The sequence below is a fragment of the Paenibacillus segetis genome, assembly GCF_014639155.1.
Classification (GTDB): domain Bacteria; phylum Bacillota; class Bacilli; order Paenibacillales; family Paenibacillaceae; genus Fontibacillus; species Fontibacillus segetis.
Genome location: NZ_BMFT01000001.1, coordinates 2528659 through 2551273, shown reverse-complemented (window position 1 = coordinate 2551273; position 22615 = coordinate 2528659). Strand labels below are relative to the sequence as shown.

The 22615-nt window shown below is 43.0% G+C and carries 22 protein-coding genes; 18 read left to right on the top strand and 4 right to left on the bottom strand.

Annotated elements, in window-relative coordinates; all coding sequences use genetic code 11:
• Positions 1-251: 251 nt before the first annotated feature.
• The 18 genes from panB to IEW05_RS11765 all read left to right on the top strand — a co-directional run bounded on the left by panB (position 252) and on the right by IEW05_RS11765 (position 19030).
• The gene (gene panB / locus IEW05_RS11850; protein WP_188538930.1) at positions 252-1121 is read left to right on the top strand and encodes a 3-methyl-2-oxobutanoate hydroxymethyltransferase; all 870 of its coding nucleotides are present in this window, start codon (positions 252-254) and stop codon (positions 1119-1121) included.
• On the top strand, positions 1118-2011 hold the full coding sequence (gene panC, locus IEW05_RS11845) for a pantoate--beta-alanine ligase (RefSeq protein ID WP_188538928.1): 894 nt from the start codon (positions 1118-1120) through the stop codon (positions 2009-2011). Before panB ends, panC begins: the two co-directional genes overlap by 4 nt.
• Before the next feature lie 3 nt (positions 2012-2014).
• Complete coding sequence (gene panD, locus IEW05_RS11840) at positions 2015-2398, top strand: aspartate 1-decarboxylase (protein ID WP_188538926.1); 384 nt, start codon at positions 2015-2017, stop codon at positions 2396-2398.
• A gap of 56 nt (positions 2399-2454) precedes the next feature.
• Complete coding sequence (locus tag IEW05_RS11835) at positions 2455-3168, top strand: tetratricopeptide repeat protein (RefSeq protein ID WP_229753352.1); 714 nt, start codon at positions 2455-2457, stop codon at positions 3166-3168.
• Between the two features lie 195 nt (positions 3169-3363).
• Positions 3364-6243 carry an ATP-dependent DNA helicase DinG gene (gene dinG / locus IEW05_RS11830; RefSeq protein ID WP_188540836.1) on the top strand — a complete coding sequence of 960 codons (2880 nt, stop codon included), beginning with the start codon at positions 3364-3366 and terminating at the stop codon, positions 6241-6243.
• A gap of 12 nt (positions 6244-6255) precedes the next feature.
• A complete protein-coding gene (locus tag IEW05_RS11825) occupies positions 6256-6903 on the top strand; it encodes a redox-sensing transcriptional repressor Rex (protein ID WP_188538924.1) in 648 nt (215 codons plus the stop codon).
• Positions 6893-8191: an amidohydrolase gene (locus IEW05_RS11820; protein ID WP_373285796.1), complete on the top strand. Its 1299-nt coding sequence runs from the start codon at positions 6893-6895 to the stop codon at positions 8189-8191. Before IEW05_RS11825 ends, IEW05_RS11820 begins: the two co-directional genes overlap by 11 nt.
• A gap of 48 nt (positions 8192-8239) precedes the next feature.
• Entirely contained in the window at positions 8240-8725 is a 486-nt protein-coding gene (locus IEW05_RS11815) for a cell wall elongation regulator TseB-like domain-containing protein (RefSeq protein WP_188538922.1), read from the top strand.
• A 293-nt stretch (positions 8726-9018) separates the two neighbouring features.
• Positions 9019-9552 (top strand): hypothetical protein, encoded by a 534-nt coding sequence (locus IEW05_RS11810; RefSeq protein ID WP_188538920.1) that lies wholly within the window; start codon positions 9019-9021, stop codon positions 9550-9552.
• Positions 9545-11047, top strand: a complete 1503-nt coding sequence (locus IEW05_RS11805; protein ID WP_188538918.1) for an AAA family ATPase — start codon at positions 9545-9547, stop codon at positions 11045-11047. The genes IEW05_RS11810 and IEW05_RS11805 overlap by 8 nt, the downstream gene beginning before the upstream one ends.
• Positions 11048-11183: 136 nt before the next feature.
• On the top strand, positions 11184-12056 hold the full coding sequence (locus tag IEW05_RS11800) for a 3-hydroxyacyl-CoA dehydrogenase family protein (protein ID WP_188538916.1): 873 nt from the start codon (positions 11184-11186) through the stop codon (positions 12054-12056).
• On the top strand, positions 12053-13258 hold the full coding sequence (locus IEW05_RS11795; RefSeq protein WP_188538914.1) for an acetate/propionate family kinase: 1206 nt from the start codon (positions 12053-12055) through the stop codon (positions 13256-13258). The genes IEW05_RS11800 and IEW05_RS11795 overlap by 4 nt, the downstream gene beginning before the upstream one ends.
• Positions 13259-13293: 35 nt before the next feature.
• Entirely contained in the window at positions 13294-14589 is a 1296-nt protein-coding gene (asnS, locus tag IEW05_RS11790) for an asparagine--tRNA ligase (protein ID WP_188538912.1), read from the top strand.
• Positions 14590-14647: 58 nt separating this feature from the next.
• Entirely contained in the window at positions 14648-15337 is a 690-nt protein-coding gene (locus IEW05_RS11785) for a DnaD domain-containing protein (protein WP_188538910.1), read from the top strand.
• A 197-nt stretch (positions 15338-15534) separates the two neighbouring features.
• A complete protein-coding gene (locus IEW05_RS11780; protein WP_188538908.1) occupies positions 15535-16440 on the top strand; it encodes an ATP-grasp domain-containing protein in 906 nt (301 codons plus the stop codon).
• 447 nt (positions 16441-16887) lie between these two features.
• Positions 16888-17457, top strand: a complete 570-nt coding sequence (locus IEW05_RS11775) for an RNA polymerase sigma factor (protein WP_188538906.1) — start codon at positions 16888-16890, stop codon at positions 17455-17457.
• Entirely contained in the window at positions 17454-17897 is a 444-nt protein-coding gene (locus IEW05_RS11770; protein WP_188538904.1) for a hypothetical protein, read from the top strand. Before IEW05_RS11775 ends, IEW05_RS11770 begins: the two co-directional genes overlap by 4 nt.
• A 26-nt stretch (positions 17898-17923) precedes the next feature.
• Positions 17924-19030: a hypothetical protein gene (locus IEW05_RS11765; protein ID WP_188538902.1), complete on the top strand. Its 1107-nt coding sequence runs from the start codon at positions 17924-17926 to the stop codon at positions 19028-19030.
• Positions 19031-19109: 79 nt separating this feature from the next.
• Here the strand turns inward: IEW05_RS11765 and mtnB are convergent, their stop codons facing one another.
• From mtnB to IEW05_RS11745, 4 genes are read right to left on the bottom strand one after another with little or no spacing between them, the layout of a single operon-like run.
• Positions 19110-19751 (bottom strand): methylthioribulose 1-phosphate dehydratase, encoded by a 642-nt coding sequence (gene mtnB, locus IEW05_RS11760; RefSeq protein WP_188538900.1) that lies wholly within the window; start codon positions 19749-19751, stop codon positions 19110-19112.
• Between the two features lie 6 nt (positions 19752-19757).
• Positions 19758-20447, bottom strand: coding sequence for a 2-hydroxy-3-keto-5-methylthiopentenyl-1-phosphate phosphatase (locus IEW05_RS11755; RefSeq protein WP_229753351.1), 690 nt, complete (start codon positions 20445-20447; stop codon positions 19758-19760).
• On the bottom strand, positions 20444-21307 hold the full coding sequence (proC, locus tag IEW05_RS11750; RefSeq protein WP_188538898.1) for a pyrroline-5-carboxylate reductase: 864 nt from the start codon (positions 21305-21307) through the stop codon (positions 20444-20446). Before proC ends, IEW05_RS11755 begins: the two co-directional genes overlap by 4 nt.
• Before the next feature lie 41 nt (positions 21308-21348).
• On the bottom strand, positions 21349-22596 hold the full coding sequence (locus IEW05_RS11745) for a glutamate-5-semialdehyde dehydrogenase (RefSeq protein ID WP_188538896.1): 1248 nt from the start codon (positions 22594-22596) through the stop codon (positions 21349-21351).
• Positions 22597-22615: the final 19 nt, after the last annotated feature.

Below are 22615 nucleotides of genomic sequence, written 5' to 3'. Positions count from 1 at the left end.
TGTTGGCACGAGGCGGTATTAGAACTCTAAACTGCACTCATGACAGTATTGCAATTGGTTTGAATATTAGGTAAATTGGTTTATTGGTAACGTTGGATTCTGCTCTGAGCCGAAGAGGACCGAGACAGAAGGGACGAATGAAAGTGACTCTTCTTTGGATTTCGGACCTTTTTAGTGCCTAAACTAAAAGGTTTTTTTGTCGTGGGCGCTAAAGTCATTTGATGTAGAAATCGAAAAGGAGATGGGTAATAATGGCAGGCAAACAAGCGCTAAATATTGTGAAAATTAAAAAAATGAAGCAAGATGCAAATCCGATAACGGTGATTACAGCATACGATTATCCTTCAGCCAAGCTTGCAGAAGAGGCTGGTATCGATATGATATTGGTTGGTGATTCTCTCGGAAATGTTGTATTAGGCTATGATTCCACGGTTCCCGTAACATTGGATGATATGGTATATCATTCTCGTGCGGTAGCGCGGGGAGCTGAGCATACTTTCATCGTAACGGACTTACCCTTTATGACGTATCATGGAAGTTTGGATGAAACGTTCCGGAATGTACGGCGTCTTATGCAGGAAGGTCACGCTCATGCAGTCAAAATGGAAGGTGGGGCAGAAATTGCTCCAACGGTACATTCCATTGTACAAGCGGGTGTGCCTGTATTAGGTCATATCGGTCTGACGCCTCAATCGGTCAATCAAATCGGCGGGTACCGTATTCAAGGGAAAGATGAGAAGGATGCTCGCCGCTTAATTGAAGACGCAAAAGCACTTGAACGAGCGGGAGTATTTGCTATCGTACTTGAACTTGTTACGGAGGAAGTGTCTGCAGCAATCTCGGCGGAAATTTCCATTCCAACCATTGGGATCGGGGCAGGACGAGGGTGCGATGGACAGGTATTGGTATTTCATGATGTGCTTAAGTATACGTCTGATTATCGGGAGAAACGCTTTGTTAAGACGTATGCTAATATTGGTGAACAAATCCGTAATGGGATTTCAGAATATGTGAATGAAGTGAAGACTCGGGCATTCCCAGCAGAAGTTCATGTATTTGCAGCTGAAGAAGGAGTTATCGATCAACTTTACGGTAAAGGGAAGGCGGAGTCAGAATCATGAAGGTATTTACGGAAATCGCGAGTTTAAGAACGTATTTGAAGGATGAGCGATTTAGAGCTGCCAAAGGGGGCCAGAATCTGAAGGTTGGCTTAGTCCCTACCATGGGATTCTTACATGAAGGGCACGCCAGTCTATTGTCAGAAGCACGTAAGCACAACGACCTCGTGGTGCTGAGTATCTTTGTGAATCCCATTCAATTTGGACCGGGTGAAGATTTTGAGACCTATCCACGTGATTCAGATAAAGATCTGGCATTGGCAGATCGTGAAGGTGTAGATGCGGTTTTTCTTCCTAGCGTAGAAGAGATGTATCCAAACCCAACAAAGACAACGATTTCCGTAAATGAATTGACTGCAGGATTATGTGGCGCATCTAGACCCGGTCATTTCAACGGAGTAACGACGGTTGTGGGTAAATTGCTCCACATTGTTTCACCGGATAATGCTTATTTTGGACAAAAGGATGCACAGCAAGTAGCAGTGATCACCCAAATGACAAGGGATCTCAATATGGATGTTAATATTGTGCCTTGCCCTATCGTAAGGGAACAGGATGGGCTTGCCCTTAGTTCACGAAATGTATATTTGAGTTCTGAGGAGCGCAAGGCTGCTCTGGTATTATCAAGAAGTCTTCAGCTGGTTAAGAAAAAAGTGGAACAAAATGAGCGAACTACCGTTGGTGAGCTAAGAAAGGATCTGATACAGGCGATCCAATCAGAACCCCTATCTCAGATCGATTATGTGGAGATTGTCCAATTTCCAGGTATGACACCATTGGAAGATAGACTTTCTACGGAAGATGCTCATGAGGATATTTTGATCGCGCTTGCCGTTCGATTTGGGAAGACACGACTTATTGATAATGTGATTCTAACAAAGAAAGGGTTATAAGCCATGTATAGAACAATGATGAAATCAAAAATCCATCGTGCCACTGTAACTGAAGCCAACTTAAATTATATTGGTAGCATTACGATCGATGAGAACTTGATGGAGGCTGCTGATCTGCTGGAGAATGAGAAGGTGCAGATCGTTAACAATAATAATGGTGCACGACTAGAAACTTACGTAATTCCAGGACCACGCGGAAGTGGAGTCATTTGTTTGAACGGAGCAGCGGCAAGATTGGTACAACCAGGCGATAATGTCATCATTATTTCTTACGCACAGATGTCTCCAGAGGAATTAAGAAGCCATAAACCTACCGTGGTGTTTGTAGGAGAGAATAATCATCCTGTTGAGAAAACGGATCAGGAGCTTCACTCGACTGTTCGCTAATATTTCGTGGTATTAAACGATCATTTGAATTGGATATGCAATTAATACCTTCGGGAATGAAAAGTGCTCCGGTAACAGAAAATGAACTTAAGGTTCTTACTGAGTTCATCTTCGTTAAGGGTGGGGTGCAAATGATGTTTCAGCATGTATTTGCGGAAATGAACGAGATGCTTGATGAAATTAGTCGGCATTACCCGATGGCCCAAGGTGTGCAAAAACAAGATTTGGGTCATAAATGGAATCTGCTCAAGCATATGAGTGACGGCATTATTGAAGAATGGCTTTGTTTCGAGGAAAAGATGGGCATTATGCGCCAAAATTGGGGCAGTCCTGAAGAAAATCAAAAACTTGAGTCCCAAGATTTAGTCATGAAGAATGACGCATTTATCAAAGGTCAAGGATATTACAAGCTGTTAATGTATCCACAAGCACAAGGGCAGTTTAATCAAGCGCTTGAACAATTCCCTGACAGTTTTCTCACGCATACTTATATGGGAATGTGCCATCTTCACATGGGACATCTAGAGGATGCAGTTAATCATTTTCACAGTGTACTAAAGGGAGCAGCTAATAACCGTTTGCGAGCAATCATTTATAATGCATTAGGATGTATTGAAGCGAATCGAGGAGTACGTGTTAAAGCGAAAGAGTACTTCACGATGGCACATCACAGCGATCCATCTCTGCCCGAACCATTGGCTAATTTGGAGGTTTGTATGCACCACTCCGGTAAGCTACAATTTGGGAATCAATTGACATCGCTGTTGTAACATAAAGGAAAAGTCATTCCATTAGCGATGCGATCATCCGACAAGCGGAGCGCATCGCTTTGTTATATAATTGAATTAATCATTGTGTAACCGTTGTAACTTGTTGAAATGTAGGTTACGTGTGCACTAATTTTCAAAATTGCATTCTTCTGTTATGCTGTAAAAGAGACTGCAATGAAAGGGACTTATGAACTAATGAAATATGCCGTACTCGATTTTGAAACGACGGGTAACCAGCCCTCCGATGAGATAATTCAAGTGGGGCTTGCCATTATAGATGAAGATCTCTCAGTATCCAAGATATATTCTTCCTATGTTAAGCCGAACGTAGCCATTCCACCGTTTATCACGGGATTAACAGGCATAACAGAAGATGATGTTAAGGATGCGCCAGATCTTGATATGGTCATGATGGAAATGGTTCCTTTGCTTAATGATGTAGTGCTCGTTGGTCATAACGTGGCCTTTGATTTTAATTATTTGCAGAGCGCATTGGATAAGACAGGATATTTACCTTTTACCGGTCGAATTCTAGATACGATGGACTTTTTGAAAATTATTTTTCCTTCGCTAACTTCTTACCAACTTGGTCAAGTCTCCTCGGAATTTGAAGTACAGCATGATCGTCCACATCAGGCGGATAGCGACGCTTTGGCTACAGCTCTTATTTTTATAAAGTGTCTGGAGGAAATTTTCGGTCTGCCGCTGCTCACTCTGCAACGATTGTCAGATCTATTTGCAGGTGAAGATAGCGATTTAGGCTGGTTTTTTGATGCCATGTTACAGGAGAAGGAACGGCAATTTGATGCTAATCCGAATGTCTTCACTTATTATCGCCAATATGCGCTGCAAGTAGATGATTGGATGGAGATGATTCCTCCAAGATATGGTATCGACAGTAATCCGTTGTCTATGATGACATTTGAGCAATTTATGGATGAGATTCGGGAGCGACTGCGTGCCAAATTACCGCAATATGAAGAACGTGAAGCGCAGAACATCATGCAAAATGAAGTGATGCAAGCGTTTCAGGAAGACAAGCATCTCTTGGTTGAAGCTGGAACAGGAACAGGCAAGTCACTTGGATATCTTTTGCCTGCCATTTATCATAGCGTGAAGCAAGATGAAAAGGTAATGGTTAGTACGCATACGATTAATCTCCAGGAGCAACTGCGAGAGCGTGATATTCCGTTATTGACAGAAGTGGTTCCTTTTCCGTTTCGGGCTGCAGTTTTTAAAGGTAGACAGCATTATTTGTGTTTGAGAAAATTTGAACATAAAATTAACAGAAGAGACTTTGCAACACCCAAAGAAGATGTCATGATTGCCGCACAAATGATCGTATGGCTGACGCAAACCGAAACCGGGGACGATGAAGAGCTCAATATGGGCAATCGAGGCGGAGACTTCTGGGAGACCGTAGCCAGTGAATCAGATTCTTGCCTTGGACGTGCTTGCCCATGGTTTCGTAAATGTTATTACCACAGGGCTAAACATGAAGCTGGAATCGCTGATGTCGTCATTACGAACCATTCGAAATTGTTCACCGATATTCAAGCCGGGCATCAATTACTGCCGAGTTACGAGCGACTTGTTATCGATGAGGCTCATCACTTGGAAGATGTTGCAGGTAAACATTTAGGGCTTCAATTAAAGTATTTTACTGTTGTGCATACCTTGACTCGCCTGTATAAAGATAGCAAGACAGGGCAGTTACCCAATCTTAGAGGTCTACTCCAGAGTGCGAAGAACGAAAAAGCTTCAGGATGGTGTTCTTTGATCGATAGCATGTATCACTCTCTAATCGAGGTGAAGGAGAATTGGGATAAATTGAGTGAGATGCTCTTCACTCTCATGCCTGACCGTAGTGATGCGGCTCCAGGAGATCCTGGTCAATTCGTTCTTCGATTGCTTCCAAACAAGAAGCCTAAGGAATGGGATGTTGCTGCTGATTTGGAGAACCAGATTTATGTTGCTTTGGGCGATGTTATTCGCAAAGGGGAACGTATACTGAGTGAAATCAAAGATGAATCTGATGATTTTGGCGCCGAAGGTTTAATGACGGACATTAGCGGTTTATTGAAAGATGCCGCGAATGAACGTGAAGGACTACGTTTCTTCATCAAACTGGATGACGACGAGACAGTGTATTGGATTGAGGGCAACGGTAGTTACCGTAGTCGGTCCTTACAAATCTTTGCCGTTCCGATCGATGTGAGTGCACAATTAAAGTCATATTTCTTTGATAAAAAGAAGAGTGTTGTGATGACCTCGGCCACTTTGTCGGTCGATAAATCTTTCCAATATATGATTGAACAACTTGGACTTGAGGAGGCTGCCTCCGAGGATCGACTGTTTACATCGATGCTTCCGTCCCCTTTTAATTATCGGGACCAAGCATTACTAGTCATCCCAAGGGATTTTCCAAGTGTTAAGGGAAGCGTAGGTGACGATCATTTTGTCAGTACGCTTGTACAGTCTCTTGCCGACACAGCAATCGTTACTCGGGGGCGTATGCTGGTATTATTCACATCTTACCGAATGCTACGGCAGGTCTATGATCCCCTTAAAGAGCTTTTATCTTCTGAGGGCATCACAGTTATAGGTCAAGGTATGGATAGTGGCAATCGTAGTAAACTGACCCGTAGATTTCAGGGGCAGAGTGCCTCCGTACTGCTCGGAACGAGCAGTTTCTGGGAAGGGGTGGATATTCCAGGCGAAGCTTTAACAAGCTTGGCAATCGTCCGTTTGCCTTTCCAACCTCCCAACCATCCATTGATTGAAGCGAAGAGTGAACGGCTTCAGAGGGAGAAGAAGAACCCGTTCATGAAATTGTCTGTGCCTCAGGCGGTAATCCGCTTTAAGCAAGGCTTTGGACGATTGGTCCGTTCTTCGCAAGACCGAGGAATTGTGGTTGTTTATGATACGCGCATCTTGGAATCCTACTACGGAAAATACTTTTTATATTCATTACCCGGACCGAAGATGGAGCATATGCCACTTGGACAGATGGTTCCTCGTATTTCGGAATGGCTGATTGCTGAAGAACAAGAGGGTTCTTCATTAGCGGATTAGGAGGAAAAAGGCATGAAATCAGAAAAAATCTCAGATGCGGTAGTACGAAGACTACCCGTATATTTACGTTTTCTCAATCAATTAAGTCAGCGGGAAGTACCGACGGTTTCTTCACAGGAGCTTGGTCAGAAACTGGCTTTAAACCCTGCTCAAATTCGTAAGGATCTTGCCTATTTTGGAGATTTTGGTCGAAAAGGGATTGGTTATGATGTATCTTATCTAATCGAGAAAATACGTCAAATTTTGAATTTAGACCAGCCAATAAACGTAGCTTTGGTCGGAGCAGGTAACTTAGGGCAAGCGTTATCCAATTACAATGCATATTTGAAAGATAACATGAAAATTGTTAGTATTTTTGATGCATTCCCATCGAAAATAGGTACCCAAATTAATAATATTACCGTACAGCCGATTGAGGAATTAAAGGAGACGGTAAAGGCAAATAACATTCGCATCGGAATTATAACGGTTCCAGACACGGAAGCTCAGCGTGTAGCGGATGTGCTGGTTGAAGCTGGAATTGAGGCGATTTTGAATTTCGCTCCGACTATCCTTAAGGTTCCACCAGAAATTCGAATTCATGGTGCAGATTTTACAACCGATCTACTCAGCTTGGCTTACTATCTAGAAGGAAAGGAACATTTATCTGATGAGTCATAAATTATTGATCAAGGACGGGACATTTGCGGTCATGAATGATGCTTGCCCTGTGCTTCATGGTTATATGTTGATAGAAGACGATTTGATTACCTATATCGGTGAAAAATTGCCTGAGGGAACTGAAGGCGCAGAGATCTTTGATGGGAAGGGGCTTTTATTTCTTCCAGGTTTGGTTAACACGCACGGTCATGCGGCGATGTCGTTACTTCGTGGGTATGGGGATGATTTAGCCCTTCAAGTGTGGCTTCAAGATAAAATGTGGCCAATGGAAGCCAAATTTACCGGTAGTGATGTCTATTGGGGAACCTCTTTGTCCGTGCTAGAAATGCTCAAAGGTGGAACAACGACCTTTCTAGATATGTACGACCAAATGGACCAAGTAGCTAAAGTAGTGGAAGAGTCAGGTATTCGTGCCGTTCTGATGCGCGGAGCAATTGGGCTGTGCCCAGAGGATGTGCAACGTCAAAAGCTAGCAGAAGCTGTGAGTTTTGCGAAAGACTGGCACGGCAAAGCTGACGGACGAATCACAACTATGATCTCACCGCATTCGCCGTATACTTGTCCTCCTAATTTCTTCGAAAAGTTTGTACAGGCTTCTCATGACTTAAATTTGCCGATACATACTCATATGTCGGAGACTAAGGCTGAAGTTGAGCAGAACGTAATAGATTTTGGTGTACGTCCAGTTCAGCATTTGCTTAATATGGGGATGTTCTCACGCCCATCACTTGTTGCGCATGGCGTTCATTTGACGGATGAAGAAATTGAAATTTTAAGTGCTCACCAGGTAGGGGTATCTCATAATCCTGGTAGTAACCTGAAGCTTGCTAGCGGGATCGCTAGGGTACCTGAATTGCTCAAAGCAGGAGTTACTGTCTCACTAGGTACAGATGGTGCAGCCAGCAATAATAACCTCGACATGTTTGAGGAGATCCGTTTAGCCGCGTTGATTCATAAAGGGGTATCTGGTGATCCGACCGCGATTCCTGCTTTGGAAGCATTAAAGCTAGGTACAGAATATGGCGCTAAATCAGTTTTTCTTAACGATACGGGAAAATTGGTACAGGGAATGAAAGCTGATTTTATAGCTCTTAATACGGAGCAGGCTCATTTTCTACCAAGAACCGATTTCATTTCGCATGCAGTGTATTCAGCAGGGGCAAAAGATGTTGAGCACGTGTGGGTAAATGGACAGCAAGTCATTAAACATGGGGCAGCACTGACCATTGACGAAGAGAAAGTACGTTATGAAGCACAGGCAGCTTTTGAAGGGCTTTTGTCTCGTTAAGTGGATACTGAGGCTTCATAAGTCTGAAACGGGGAGAGGAAGAGAAGGGTGAAGAAGAGAACCAAATGGATACTGCTCTCTGTCCTGACCCTGCTGCTCGTGCTCTTTGGGCTTCATCGCTTCTACATTTTTATCCAGCAGGATTTATGGAATGGTGAGAAGGCTGCAGTTGTGCGAGCAGAGCAGGAAACCGGTATAAAAGATGTAGATAAAATATGGAAATCGGTTTGGGATGAAGTGTGCTGGGTCGTCAAGGGTAAAGACGAATCTGGACAGGATGTAATGGTCTGGCTGCAAGAAGGGAAAGAAGCACGCGTGTCACCAGTCTCTGAGGGAACTACAGAGGCTCAGATCACTAAGATAATTCATGAACGCTTCCCTACCATCGATATTGTTAGATTAGTTCCGGGTATTTACGACACTAAATTAGTGTGGCAACTTTTCTATAAAGAGAAGGCGCATCACTATTATCGTTTCTACGATTTTAATAGCGGAGAACCGCTATCGGAAGTGTTTACACTGCCGAATCGATAAATTATGCGGTTAACTTAATTAATCAACAAGCCACGCGTTCGAATCTCTTAGAGAACATCGATAACGCGTGGCTTATTTTGCGTGTAATGACATAGATTTCACAACTAGTTAAAACTTTTTCAATTAAAATTTAAATTATAGCCACAATTTCAATCGAAGTGGTATATACTTTGTGATATACTTTTACTTGTTAAATAGATATACAAATTAGTATAAATAGTAATGACGGTGTGATATATCAATTGTAAATATTCATTATTATAGATTCAATATTATATAAGGGGGACAATATAGTGAAACTTCGTACATGGCCGATCGTTCTAACAGTTGCTGCATCAGCGCTGCTATTGTTTGGTGGATGGTTTGCTTATCGCCAGTGGGCGGTTGAAGATCCCCTAAAGAAACTGGTGACGGGGTATGAGGGCGTTAATACTGTTCAATTCGATATTACCCGTAATGAGGTTGATTTGAAACTGGGATTGAAACCAGGAACCGACATTAGTGGTTTGGTCAAATATATAGAGCGAGATGGAAAAAAACTTATCGGCAATCGAACGATAAAATTAGATGTTGTAGATGACTCATCACCTGCTTTGGACAAGTTGTGGGAACAAGTACTGTTTCCGGTGGCACAGGCAATGGAGAATAAACAATATACCGAGATTACAGCTGCTTTGGAAGAGCTAGAGCAACAAGATAGCTCGGTAACAGCTAATGCAGAGATTGATGAGAACAATGTGTATATTACGATGACAGATGGAACTAATAGTAAGTTCATTATCTTGCCACGGGTTCCGCAGAAATTGGGGGTATGGCCCAATGCGTAAATGGATGCTTGAAGTTGCTATTGGATTTGTGCCCGTGCTACTGATTTTTATGGCTTATATTGGAGTAAACATTCTACCGATTGTTTTTGTTCTTGCTTTGCTTGCAGCATTATTTGTATTGACTAAGCTCCGTGGCGGGATTGCGGTTGGGGCTTTACAAGGCCGTAATCGCAAGAAAAAGGTGATTGACAAGCTAACATTCGAAGAAATCGGTGGACAGGAGAGCGCCAAGCAAGAGCTTAAGGAAGCACTTGATTTCTTAGTACGTCATGACGAGATCAAGAATTTTGGCATCCGACCTTTAAAAGGCATTCTACTGACCGGTCCTCCAGGGACAGGGAAAACGTTATTAGCAAAAGCCGCTGCGCAATATACGAATTCAGTGTTTGTTGCGGCTTCTGGTAGTGAATTTGTTGAAATGTACGTCGGCGTCGGTGCGGGTCGCATTCGTGACCTATTTAAGGATGCTAGGACGCGTGCTACCAAAGAGAATAAGGAAAGCGCAGTTATATTTATTGATGAAATCGATGTGATCGGTGGGAAAAGAGAAGGTGGCCAGCAGCGGGAGTATGATCAAACGCTCAACCAATTGTTGACCGAGATGGATGGTATGTATTCATCGGAAGCACCTCGAATTTTGCTTATTGCTGCAACGAACCGTAAAGAAATGCTGGATAGTGCTCTATTACGTCCGGGACGATTTGATCGACATATTCAAGTTGATCTTCCTGATAAAAAAGGACGGCGTCACATTCTGGAGCTTCATGCGAAGAATAAACCGCTGGAAGACAATATTAATCTAGATAAGGTTGCTGAGGAATCCTACGGCTTCTCAGGTGCTCAGCTGGAGAGCGTAATGAATGAAGCAGCCATCTATGCCATGCGTGATGAGCAGAATAAGATTGCACAGCGCCATATGTCGATGGCAATCGACAAAGTTATGCTGGGTGAGAAGACAGATCGTGAATCGACGATTGAAGAGAAAAAACGTGTGGCGATTCATGAATTGGGACATGCTGTTGCTGCTGAGGTTGTAGCGCCGGGCAGTGTGAATCAAGTTGTCCTGAGTCCACGCGGAAGAGCGCTAGGATATGTACGGCATAATCCCCAGGAAGAGAAGTACCTTTATACGAAAGCTTATTTGGAAGGGCAAATCATGATTGCATTGGCAGGTGCAGCAGCTGAAGAAATTTATTATGGAGGCCGCAGTACGGGCTCGAGTAATGATTTCGAGCAGGCGTTGAACATGGTTCGCACGATGATGACTTCAGGATTGACCTCTCTAGGCATCGTCAACATGGACATGGTTACTACGGAAGTATTAATGAATGAGAATGCGAAGATCTTAGACGACTTGTCTGCCAGAACGAAACAACTCTTATTAGATCATTCTGCGGCCTTTGATAAATCACTTGACATCCTTCTTCGAGAAGAACGACTCTCTGGGGAACAATTTCGATGTCAATTTCGTGACAGTACAACTTTACCGGCATAAAACATTATGCCGGTTATTTTTTTTTACTTTTTCTTCGTGCTAAGATATTATTATATGTTGGGTATAAAACATTGTATTATTCGACATGAAGGGTACAATATATGTAGAGAAGACGAAAGGAAGGATCGACTGAATTATGAACTTCAAAAGAATAGGTGTCATTGGTGGCGGAACGATGGGCCAAGGCATCAGCGAAATGTTGGCGGCAAAAGGCCTGGATGTTCTACTTGTAGAAGAAACTCCTGAAAAGTTAAACTATGCTTACAGCATGATCGAAATGAGTTTAGATAAGCAACTCGAGAAATGGGCAATTACTAAGGCGGAGAAGAAACTTATATTATCCAAAATCCATAAAGTTACTCATTTTGCCGAACTTGGTACCTGCGATATGGTCATCGAGACCATTTCGGAAGATTTGGATGCAAAAAAAGAGGTATTCAAGCAGCTTGATCAAGTATGCCCAAGCAACATTCTGCTTGCCAGCAATACATCAACACTTAGCTTGACAGAAATTGCCGGATCCACCATGTACCCAGAACGTGTTATTGGTATGCATTTTATTTATCCAGTATCTCGCATCAACCTTGTAGAAATTATTCGTGGATTGAAGACATCTGAAGCTACATTCGAAGAAACTAAACATTTCGTAGAAGAAGTTGTCGATAAACGCGGAATCATGGTATATGAATCCCCTGGTTTTGTTACTTCGCGGATCATTTGTACAATGATCAACGAAGCGCTTCATGTGCTTGGTGAAGGTGTTGCGACGGCGCAAGATATCGATGATGCTATGCGCATTGGGTATCAGTTCCAATATGGACCGTTAGAGATGGCTGACCGTTTTGGTCTGGACTCTGTACTCGCTGCTCTTGAGCGTATGTTCCGTGAGTTCGGTGAATTGAAATACCGTCCTTCTTTTGTGTTGAAGAAAATGGTTCGCGCTGGTCATCTAGGTGTTAAAACTGGCGAAGGATTTTTCAAATACGACAAGGATGGTGACCGGATATGAAAGTATTAGTAATCAACTCAGGGAGCTCATCCCTTAAATATCAACTGTATGACATGACGGACGAATCCGTTTTGGCTAAAGGACTTGTAGAACGTATCGGAATGGACTCCTCCATTCTGAATCATAAGCCTACAGGCAAAGAAGAAGTAACAGAAGTTAGTGAAATTTTGGAGCATAACACAGCGATACGTAAGGTGCTTGATATGCTTACAGATCCAGAACACGGCGTCATTGAGTCTATAGGGGAAATTCAAGCTGTAGGCCACCGTGTAGTACATGGCGGTGAAGCATTTAATGGCTCCGTGCTTGTAACTGGTGATGTGAAATCCGAAATTCGTCGTCTCTTCGACTTGGCACCTTTGCACAATCCACCAGCAGTAATGGGGATTACCGCTGCAGAGAAGAATATGCCAGGCGTACCTCAAGTGGTTGCATTTGATACGGCGTTCCATCAAACGATGGAGGAAAAAGTATATTTGTATCCAATTCCGAAGGTATTGTATAAGAAACATCATGTTCGTCGCTACGGTGCACATGGTACATCCCATGAGTATGTAAGTAAGACGGCTGCAGAATATCTAGATCGTCCAATCGAGGACTTGAAGATCATTACATGTCATATTGGTAATGGTGGTAGTTTGACGGCTGTCAAAGGCGGTAAATCTTATGATACATCCATGGGACTAACTCCACTTGAAGGACTTATGATGGGAACGCGTAGTGGTGACTTAGATCCAGCTGTTGTTACCTTTGTCATGAACAAAGAGGAGCTTTCCATTAGCGAAGTTAATTCGATGTTGAACAAACATAGTGGATTGCTAGCTATTTCAGGCTCAAGTAGTGATATGCGTGATATTACGGACGGAATGGAAGCTGGCGAACCTAATGAGACGCTTGCTTTTGAAATGTACGAATATCGTCTGCGTAAATACATCGGTTCTTATGCTGCGGCAATGGACGGTGTAGATGTCATTGTCTTTACAGCAGGTATCGGTGAAAACTCAGCAATCGTTCGTGAAAAAGTATGTCAGAACTTGACATATCTTGGTGTAGAGATCGACAAAGAACTTAATAAAGTTCGTTCCGGGGATCCTCGCCGAATTTCAACACCGAATTCCAAGGTAGAAGTGCTTGTTATTCCTACGAACGAAGAATTGGTTATCGCTCGCGATACACATCGCATCGTACTCGAAAACAAATAAATTAAATATTGTCACGTAAGAGGAGAGATTAGTTCATGGCGATCAAAACTGTGATCCGTCAGGTTAACGAGCATGTCGGGGAGACTGTCGTTATCGGAAGTTGGTTGAATAATAAACGTTCCAGTGGAAAGATTCAGTTCCTACAACTTCGGGATGGAACTGGGTATATTCAAGCCGTCGTAGTGAAGAGCGAAGTGTCGGAAGAGACTTGGGAACGCGCTAAGAGTTTGACACAGGAATCTTCAATGTATGTTACCGGTATTATTCGTGAAGAACCGCGAAGTGCTTCTGGCTTCGAGATGACGGTAACCGATTTGGAAATTATTCATTTGACTGAGAACTATCCGATTACCCCGAAGGAACACGGCGTAGATTTCTTGATGGATCACCGTCATTTGTGGCTTCGTTCAGCGAAGCAACGGGCTGTTCTAGTTATTCGTGCGGAAATCATCCGCGCTGTGCAGAAGTTCTTCGATCAAAATGGATTTACATTGGTGGATCCGCCGATCTTGACACCTACATCAGCAGAAGGAACTACGAATCTGTTCCACACGAAATATTTCGAAGAGGATGCTTATCTAACCCAAAGTGGTCAGCTCTATATGGAAGCTGCAGCAATGGCACTTGGTAAGGTGTACTCCTTTGGCCCGACGTTCCGTGCGGAGAAATCGAAGACACGTCGTCACCTTATCGAATTCTGGATGATCGAACCGGAGATGGCTTTTGTTGATCATGAAGAAAGTTTGAAGGTTCAGGAGCAGTTTATCGAGTTCGTTGTGCAATCGGTAGTAACCAATTGCCGTGCTGAGCTGGAAGCTGTTGGACGGGATATCTCCAAGCTGGAGAACATCAAGGCTCCTTTCCCTCGGATCACCTACGATGAAGCTATTGAGTTTCTGAACAGTAAAGATTTCGAAATTGCCTGGGGTGAAGATTTTGGTGCACCTCACGAAACAGCGATTGCCGAAAGCTATGATAAGCCCGTATTTATTACACATTATCCTGCCGGATTTAAGGCTTTCTACATGAAGCCTGATCCAAATCGTCCGGAAGTCGTTCTTTGTGCGGATATGATTGCTCCTGAAGGTTATGGAGAAATCATCGGAGGATCTCAGCGGATCGATGATCTTGAACTGATGGAGTCACGGTTCAAGGAGCATGATCTTTCTCCAGAGGCATATCAATGGTACATGGATCTACGTAAATACGGTTCGGTACCGCACTCTGGCTTTGGTCTAGGGCTTGAACGTACTGTGGCTTGGATTTGTGGATTGGATCACGTTCGGGAGACCATTCCGTTCCCTCGTACGTTGTATCGTCTTTATCCATAAATAAGTTATGGACGTTTATTCACCTGACTTTTAGTGAAATGGAGAAAGGTGATCAAGTATGGCTATGACAGAAGGCTGGAAAGTTTGGGCTAAAGGAATCTCATTTGGGATGGAAGTTGGTATGGTGAATCTTCCATACGCTCTTCTTTCCCATTATCGTAAGCTTCGACTGAGTGATACAGAAGCAATGCTCCTCATACAACTGCTGGCTTACCAGCAAGTAGAGCATAATGATTTTCCATCTATAGATGAGCTAGAACAGCGGATGGGGACATCCACTGGAACGGTATCTTCGATTATCAGGCGTCTGATGAAAGATGGATGGATTACCATTGACGAGGATAACGATGAGACAACGGGTATTCATTCTGAGCGATATAACTTGTCAGGGATGTATGATCGGCTCGGCCAATGTATTGCTGAAGAACGGGCTGCTGCAAGGCAACATGCAAAAGACCGAGTAGTTTCAGTACAACAGCAGGAAGAGCAAGAGCGAAACCTATTCGTCATTTTCGAAAAAGAGTTTGCTCGTCCGTTATCGCCGATGGAGTGTGAAACGATCTCCGGTTGGCTGGATCAAGATGGCTACCCGGAAGAGTTGATTCTACTATCGCTGAAGGAAGCCGTCTTTGCTGGAAAGGTACATTTTCGGTATATTGATCGCATTCTTTTGGAATGGAGCCGTAACCGAGTACAAACTGCTGAGGATGCTAAAGCATACGCGCAGAAATTTCGTGGTCGATCATAACAACAATAATAAGGGGTTGTTCCAAAGTCATCATTGGATGACTGAGGGACGCCTCTTTTTTTATTTGGATCAAATTTTATTTGGATCAAACCTCTGGATTTTTGTTCTTGTCTTTTTTTAAATAGCGTGAATAAACCTATTTGTGCTATTCTGGACTAGTAAGAATTTGGGGCCCGAGTGGCGGGAGGCTATGTAACTTGAGAGGCTGGATCATTTACAAGAGTGCAACAAATGAAGTGAAGCCAGAAACGTTTGAGCTCAATCGTCTAGTTCGCGAAGCAGAGAAGCAAGAGATTGATATTCGTGTATTATCCCCAGAGCAGTTTGAGTTAATTGTGACACGAGATGACCGAAAAAGTGTAATGGTAGACGGTGAAGTGCAGCAATTACCAGACTTTGTATTGCCACGGATGGGAGCGGGGACGAATTATTTTGGACTTGCGTTGATTCGTCATCTGGAAAGATTGGGTGTTCGGACATTTAATTCGTCACAGAGTATTGATACTGTGAAAGACAAGCTTTTTACGCAACAAATTTTGGCAGAACACAATCTTCCTGTACCCAAAACCATGCTAATCCGGTCCAAAGTTGACGTTGATCTAGTTGAGAAACACCTTGGTTTTCCTGTCGTAGTAAAGACGATTTCTGGTTCTCAAGGAAGCGGAGTATTCTTGGCAGAGACCAAATCTAAGTTTATAGATTTACTTGAGATGATTAGTGCCTACAAAGAAAATGCAACTATGATTTTACAAGAGTTCGTAGAGTCGAGCCGTGGAATTGATCTTCGTGTTATTACCATCGGTGGTAGAGCTGTGGCTGCGATGAAACGTATCTCTGGGAATGATAGCTTCAAAGCGAACTACTCCCGTGGTGGTAAGGTTGAACCCTATGAGATCAATGCCGAAATTGAATGGCTAGCCTTGGAAACCTCGCGATTGCTTAATTTGGATATTGCTGGAATAGATCTGCTTTTTGATGGGGATCACTACAAGATTTGCGAAGCAAATTCATCTCCAGGATTTGAAGGACTTGAATCATGCTGTAACGTAAATATTTCAGAGGAAATCTATAACTTTCTGAGAGTTCGTCTTAATCGGTTCTAATTAAATTTATTGCAAAGTAACCTATTTTCAATTTGAACTGTACCCCAATTGTTAGATTCACTCCCCAACAATTGAAGGTGCAGTTTTATTTTTCTATGTGAAAGTTCTTAAAAATAGATATGTCTCTTGGATGAATACAAATGAGAATATTGTCTTTTAAAAGGTGGACACGAGGAACATATTGTTCCCCTATCAGCAAGATCATATATAGATCAAGTATTGAAATTCTCATCCATATGTAGTAGATTACCGTTTTTATGTTAGTGTATGATCTATACTGCAGATGTCCACCTTTTAAAAGACAAATTACAAGAACGTTCTTCCATTGTGGACAGGTGTAAGCAATTTTTGGGTGAATACTTTTCTGCTGAATCTACTGTAGAGTAGTAGAAAAATTAATTTTTTGAATTCATGCAGGGTTAAGTCAATTTTGTATCGTTTATTAAAGTGGGGAAGGAGGAGAGAGCTATTGACGAAGAGTCTCTAATACTTAAATCTCAGCAGGGAGATGTTCAAGCTTTTCGCAAGTTAGTGCAAGAATATGGGAACTATGTGTACCGCGTAACGTATTCGGTTCTGCATGATGCGAAGGAAGCGGAAGATGCTGCCCAGGAAACCTTTCTACAAGTCTATAAGTCTCTCTCTGGTTACCGTTCCCAAGGGTTTAAATCCTGGCTTACTAGGATTACTGTAAACAAAGCCATTGATATGAAGCGAAGGCGGGACCGCCGGAGAGAAGAACAATGGGATCCAATCGATGTTGTAACTACATTCCATTCACATGATGATGATATCCTGAAAGGATTGATAGATAAAGAAGGTAGACAACAACTTCACGATAAAATTTCACAGCTTCCAGCAGGACATCGAGATATAGTAACAGCGTTCTATTTGGAGGAAAAAGGGTATGAAGAAATCGCCGAAGAACAACAAATCGCCATTAAGACGGTAGAATCTAGATTATATCGTGCAAGGTCGTGGATTCGCGAACATTGGAAGAAGGAGGAGTGGAATTGAATAAGCTGAGAGCAAACGATGAGAACGTGTGGAAGGATTATATTCGTAGAGATGATATTCAAGTGAATGATGAGGAACTCGAAAATGATCTTTTACAAGATGATGAATCTTTAGCAGCGTACATTGAGGCGTTGACTTCCCTCGAGCAGGAGCTTCCGAAACTTGCAGATCAGGATCGATTCACAGAAAAGGTTATGAGGTCAATCCCTATTGCTGAGCAGAAGTACCATACTAAATCCACTTGGTCACGTAATTGGAGTCGTCATCCGTTGTTTCATTATGTAATTGCCGCATCCATAACGCTTTTCCTAATGTCTTGTGGATTGTTTGACTATATAACGCTAGGAACTGAGAAAGTCATTCATCAGACTGAGGGCCAGTCGCTTAGTCAACAACTGTTAGATAAAACATCAAGCTGGATTGATAAAATAAAACCGTAATCTTACTGAGAAAGGATGGATGAGTTTTGCCATATTATCGTAATCGATTGTTAGCCTTTATTCTGAACTTCATCCCAGGTCTGGGTCACTTGTACTGGGGGAGAAGAGGAAGGGGCTTGATTTACCCGATCTTTTTCTTTGGAGGACTTCTTGGTGGTGCTTTCTTGGCTGCAGTATCTAACGAAGGAGAGTTCTTCCTTGCAACTGCAATTTGCGCGTTAATTCTATGGGTTATATCAATGATTGATCTGCTCGTAATGTTGTTAAGAGAACCTACACCAAGGGAGTCTGCACACCATTATCCTGAAGATCCAATGCTGCGAAGAGATGAGCCTCAAGAACGTTTTTTTACAATTCTGCTATCTTTTGTCCCTGGACTTGGTCATTTTCAGTTGGGATTGATGCAAAGAGGTTTATCGTTTCTCATCTCGTTCTTTGGACTGATCACGATCATGTTCTTCATTACTAGTGTAACGAGCCAATCTGTATTTCTATTGTTTCTAGGGCTTCTGCCAATCATCTGGCTCTATTGTATGTTCGATGCAGTTCAGCTAATTCATCGTAAGCAAGCAGGGGAGCTACTCGTAGATCGGACGATATTTGATGAATGGGAATCGGGGAAAATTGATGGTAGACGCAGTAAAGTTCTTGCGACGCTCCTGTCCGCTTTTCCTGGTGCCGGACAAATGTATCTCGGTATGCAGAAACGCGGACTGCAACTCATGACACTTTTTCTTGGAAGCTTCTATATCATCGATGTATTGCGTTTATCACTGTTTCTATTTATCATCCCGGTCATTTGGTTCTATAGTTTCTTTGATGGTCTTCAGTTATCAAGCCGTTATGATAGAGAGCTGTTAGAGGATGTTCCACTGATCCATAGCAAGGGTAATCATCAGCATTGGATTGGTATTGTACTATTAATGCTCGGTATCTACTATGTTGGGATGAATTTAGTGGTTCCGGTGCTTAATAACCACTTTCCAGAGCTGCGGATTTACTATCGAATCGATACCTATCTTCGTCCATTCATTATTTCTGTGATCCTAATTGGCGGTGGATTGAAGCTACTGGCGAAACCGAAGAGACATGAAGCATTTTGGGACGATAAAAAGGACGACAAATTGAGATAAGTCTTCTTCTGTTTGTAATGATTCATAAAAGGGTTCCTTTTGGAGGCTAACTACCTCTAAAAAAAGGAACCCTTTATAATTAGCCCAAAGTTAACCGTCGATATTCTAACTCAAAGATAAACTCGAATACCTCCAAGTGATGCTTAGCTTCCAATGCATTCTTACCCCAAGCGAATATTCCATGATTACGTAGCAGGATGCCAGGAATGTCTGGGTTGAGAGCGGACGGAATTAATTTAGCAATCGAAAGAATATCTGCGTGGTTGGGAAGGATGGGAATCCGAATCGAAGTATTTTCTTCCCAGATACCAAGCTCTTTAATGAGCTCAATACCTTGAACTTGAAGAAATCCACTTTCGCCAAATCGCTCACTTAATAGATTATTAAATACGGTATGCACATGGAAAATAGCGCTACAGCCGGTCATACGGTAAATTTTCGCGTGTATGAGCGCTTCTATACTTGGCTTGAGCTTGGTCGTCTCACACGGTTCACAGGAAGAGTCAACAAATAGAAAGTTATCAGGTGTATGTACAGATTCGTTCTTACCACTTGCAGTTACTGCAAAATGGAAGGAGTCAGGTGAAAAATCCCCGACACGAACGGAGAGATTACCGCTTGAACCCGGGAACCAATCTCTAGCTGCAAACTGCTCTTTGATTGTTCTCAGTTCCTCGAGTACGGTCTGCTTCTCCTCTAGCGTTATATCTGCATAATCCACGGCTCATCAAGCTCCTTCCCGACTCAATAAATCCTCCTTGATATCGAAAAAAGTCTCAAATGGTGTATGTGTTACGCCAAGCTCTTGACATTTCTTAGTCAAAGAGGCACGTGAGTAGACCCGGTCAGCAAGCTTAGCTCCTTCAAAATCAGAGATACTGTCACCAATTAGAATACGTTCATAATGATCTTCGGAAAAACGGCGTATGACCGTTGTTTTACACATGCCGCAGTCGCTGCTACATTGATCGTCACATGGATGTGGCCAGTTAATCGTAATGTGGTCTTCAGTGAAATCTGCCTCGTTACAATAGATGTGCTCTGAAGGAATATTGAAAGCGGCTAAGAGTGGCTTCATAAAGAAATCTATGCCTCCACTTGTAACATAGAACGGGATGTTACATTCTCGTAGAAAGTCCAGGAATTCCGCGAATCCTTCTCGAATTCCTGCTTGTCCAAGCACACACTGGATTAATTCATCTCTTTCAGAGGAGGGTATTAGGCCGAACATGGCGCTAACACCCTGACGAATAGAAATCTCTTGCGATATTAATTGTTGTATGATCATTTCGACGCCTTCGGGTTTGAAATACTTCATGATGGCAACGATATTGTCACTGTTCGTGATCGTTCCGTCGAAGTCACAAAAAATGACAGGGTGTTTCATTTTATTATGTGGCAGTGCAGAATCACTCATAATAAAGCCTTTTTTACTGCTTCGCCCATTTCCTGTGAACGCTCGGCACATCGGTGTACGGCAGCCTTCACTGTGGCAGTGAAGTTGCCCGCTGCCAACACTTCAAGGGCCGCTTGTGTTGATCCGTTTGGCGAAGTAATGTCAGCTCTAAGCTTAGCTGGATCTTCTCCCGTTTCAATCATCATGGAGGCCGCGCCTCGTACAGTCTGTACCGTCAACTCACGTGCTTGCTCCGGTGTCAGTCCACCTTCGATACCTGCAGCCATCATAGCTTCCATCATGTAGTAAATATATGCGGGACCGCTTCCGGACACACCCGTCAAAATTTCCATTCGCGCTTCAGGAATGACACTGACTGTTCCAACGGCTTCAAACATGGATAACACCTGATTGGTTTGTTCCGCAGTTGTTTCCTTTGAGAATGCGATCCCCGTAGCTCCAAGTCCAATTGAACTGGAGGTATTAGGCATCGTCCGAGCAACTGGAGCTTTAAACCCAAGTAGAGCCTGTATAGTATCGATGGATAGTCCAGCAATTACTGAAACAATTAGTTGTTTCTCTTGAAGGAGCGGCCCTAGTTCTTTAAGAGCTGCTCCAGCGTCTTTCGGCTTCATCGCCAGAACAATGATGGAGGCAGAAGTTAGTAATTCACGCTTTACATCTTCCAGGTTAGCAGTTATAACTCCGTATTTCTCCGTTAGCTCATTCAGGCGTTCTTGATTGCTACGATTAAGCATAGAGATCTGTTCAGGTCTCGCGACTTCACGTGCGATGAGTCCTTTTACAATGGCTTCCGCCATAGAACCAGCACCATTAAAACAGATAGAAAGTGGCGAATGAGTTGTGGATGAAGTTGTCATGATATGATTGACCTCCTGTCAATAAATAAGGTTTGTTAAGCTTATTGGCGAATTTGACCATGGCCATCGATAATATATTTGCTGGATGTCAAAGCTGGTAGGCCCATCGGTCCTCTTGCATGCAGTTTCTGTGTACTGATGCCGATTTCTGCACCAAATCCAAATTCAAATCCGTCCGTGAAACGAGTGGAAGCATTATGGTATACGGCAGCGGCATCAACTTCTTGTTGGAATCGCTCGGCATGGCTACGATTCTCCGTTACAATACATTCGGAATGTTTCGTACCGAAACGCGCGATGTGGGCCATGGCTTCATCCATATCATGAACTACTTTTATATTGAGAATATAATCGTTATACTCGGTAGCGTAATCTTCATCTGAAGCAAGTAGCGCCCACTCGACAATTTCCTTTGTTTTTGCGCAACCTCTTAGCTCTACTCCGGCTTCGCGAAAGCTTTGTGCGATTTCATTAAGATGTGACGCAGCGAATGTTTCATGAACGAGCAGTGTTTCCATTGAATTACACACCGATGGTCGTTGCACTTTGGCGTTAATTGCGATAGCTGTACTCATTTCTAAATCAGCAGATTCATCTATGAAAGTGTGACAAATCCCTGCACCTGTCTCAATAACCGGAACCGTTGCGTTCTGAACGACATTTTGAATTAAGGAGCTACCCCCGCGTGGAATGACAACATCAAGTAGACCGTTAAGTTTAAGCATTTCATCCACCGAAGAGCGATTCGGATCTTCAATTAATTGAACTGCATGGCTAGGGATGGAGGTAGTAGCTAGTGCATCGTGAATGATCTCTACGATTTTACGATTAGATGAGAGTGCGGATGAACCTCCGCGAAGCACAACGGAATTTCCTGTTTTCAAACACAAGCCTACCGCATCGACGGTCACATTTGGGCGGGCCTCGTAAATGATACCAATCACACCTAGTGGAACCCGACGTTTCACAATATGGAGCCCATTAGGACGATCCATCTGTTCAAGAATGTCACCGACAGGATCAGGAAGCTCTACGATTTGCTGTAGTCCCTCGGCAATGCTTCTGATTCGATCATGATTGAGGGCTAGTCGATCTAATAGCGAGGATGAAGTTCCGTTCTCCCGTCCACGCACCAAGTCTTCTTCATTTGCAGCGATGATAACATCACTATTAGCAATTAGTGCTTCGGCAGTAATTAATAGGGCCTCATCTTTCTGAGCTGTCGTTAAGCTGTTCAAGGTCGAAGCCGCTTGCTTGGCAAGCTTAGTCTTTTGTATTACTTCACTCATGTTTATTACCTCCAATATT

What these genes read in the sequence shown, in the direction of transcription:
- panB (WP_188538930.1), top strand. Translation starts at nt 252, where the DNA reads ATGGCAGGCAAACAAGCGCTAAATATTGTGAAAATTAAAAAAATGAAG.
- panC (WP_188538928.1), top strand. Translation starts at nt 1,118, where the DNA reads ATGAAGGTATTTACGGAAATCGCGAGTTTAAGAACGTATTTGAAGGAT.
- panD (WP_188538926.1), top strand. Translation starts at nt 2,015, where the DNA reads ATGTATAGAACAATGATGAAATCAAAAATCCATCGTGCCACTGTAACT.
- IEW05_RS11835 (WP_229753352.1), top strand. Translation starts at nt 2,455, where the DNA reads ATGAAAAGTGCTCCGGTAACAGAAAATGAACTTAAGGTTCTTACTGAG.
- dinG (WP_188540836.1), top strand. Translation starts at nt 3,364, where the DNA reads ATGAAATATGCCGTACTCGATTTTGAAACGACGGGTAACCAGCCCTCC.
- IEW05_RS11825 (WP_188538924.1), top strand. Translation starts at nt 6,256, where the DNA reads ATGAAATCAGAAAAAATCTCAGATGCGGTAGTACGAAGACTACCCGTA.
- IEW05_RS11820 (WP_373285796.1), top strand. Translation starts at nt 6,893, where the DNA reads ATGAGTCATAAATTATTGATCAAGGACGGGACATTTGCGGTCATGAAT.
- IEW05_RS11805 (WP_188538918.1), top strand. Translation starts at nt 9,545, where the DNA reads ATGCGTAAATGGATGCTTGAAGTTGCTATTGGATTTGTGCCCGTGCTA.
- IEW05_RS11800 (WP_188538916.1), top strand. Translation starts at nt 11,184, where the DNA reads ATGAACTTCAAAAGAATAGGTGTCATTGGTGGCGGAACGATGGGCCAA.
- IEW05_RS11795 (WP_188538914.1), top strand. Translation starts at nt 12,053, where the DNA reads ATGAAAGTATTAGTAATCAACTCAGGGAGCTCATCCCTTAAATATCAA.
- asnS (WP_188538912.1), top strand. Translation starts at nt 13,294, where the DNA reads ATGGCGATCAAAACTGTGATCCGTCAGGTTAACGAGCATGTCGGGGAG.
- IEW05_RS11785 (WP_188538910.1), top strand. Translation starts at nt 14,648, where the DNA reads ATGGCTATGACAGAAGGCTGGAAAGTTTGGGCTAAAGGAATCTCATTT.
- IEW05_RS11755 (WP_229753351.1), bottom strand. Translation starts at nt 20,447, where the DNA reads ATGAGTGATTCTGCACTGCCACATAATAAAATGAAACACCCTGTCATT.
- proC (WP_188538898.1), bottom strand. Translation starts at nt 21,307, where the DNA reads ATGACAACTTCATCCACAACTCATTCGCCACTTTCTATCTGTTTTAAT.
- IEW05_RS11745 (WP_188538896.1), bottom strand. Translation starts at nt 22,596, where the DNA reads ATGAGTGAAGTAATACAAAAGACTAAGCTTGCCAAGCAAGCGGCTTCG.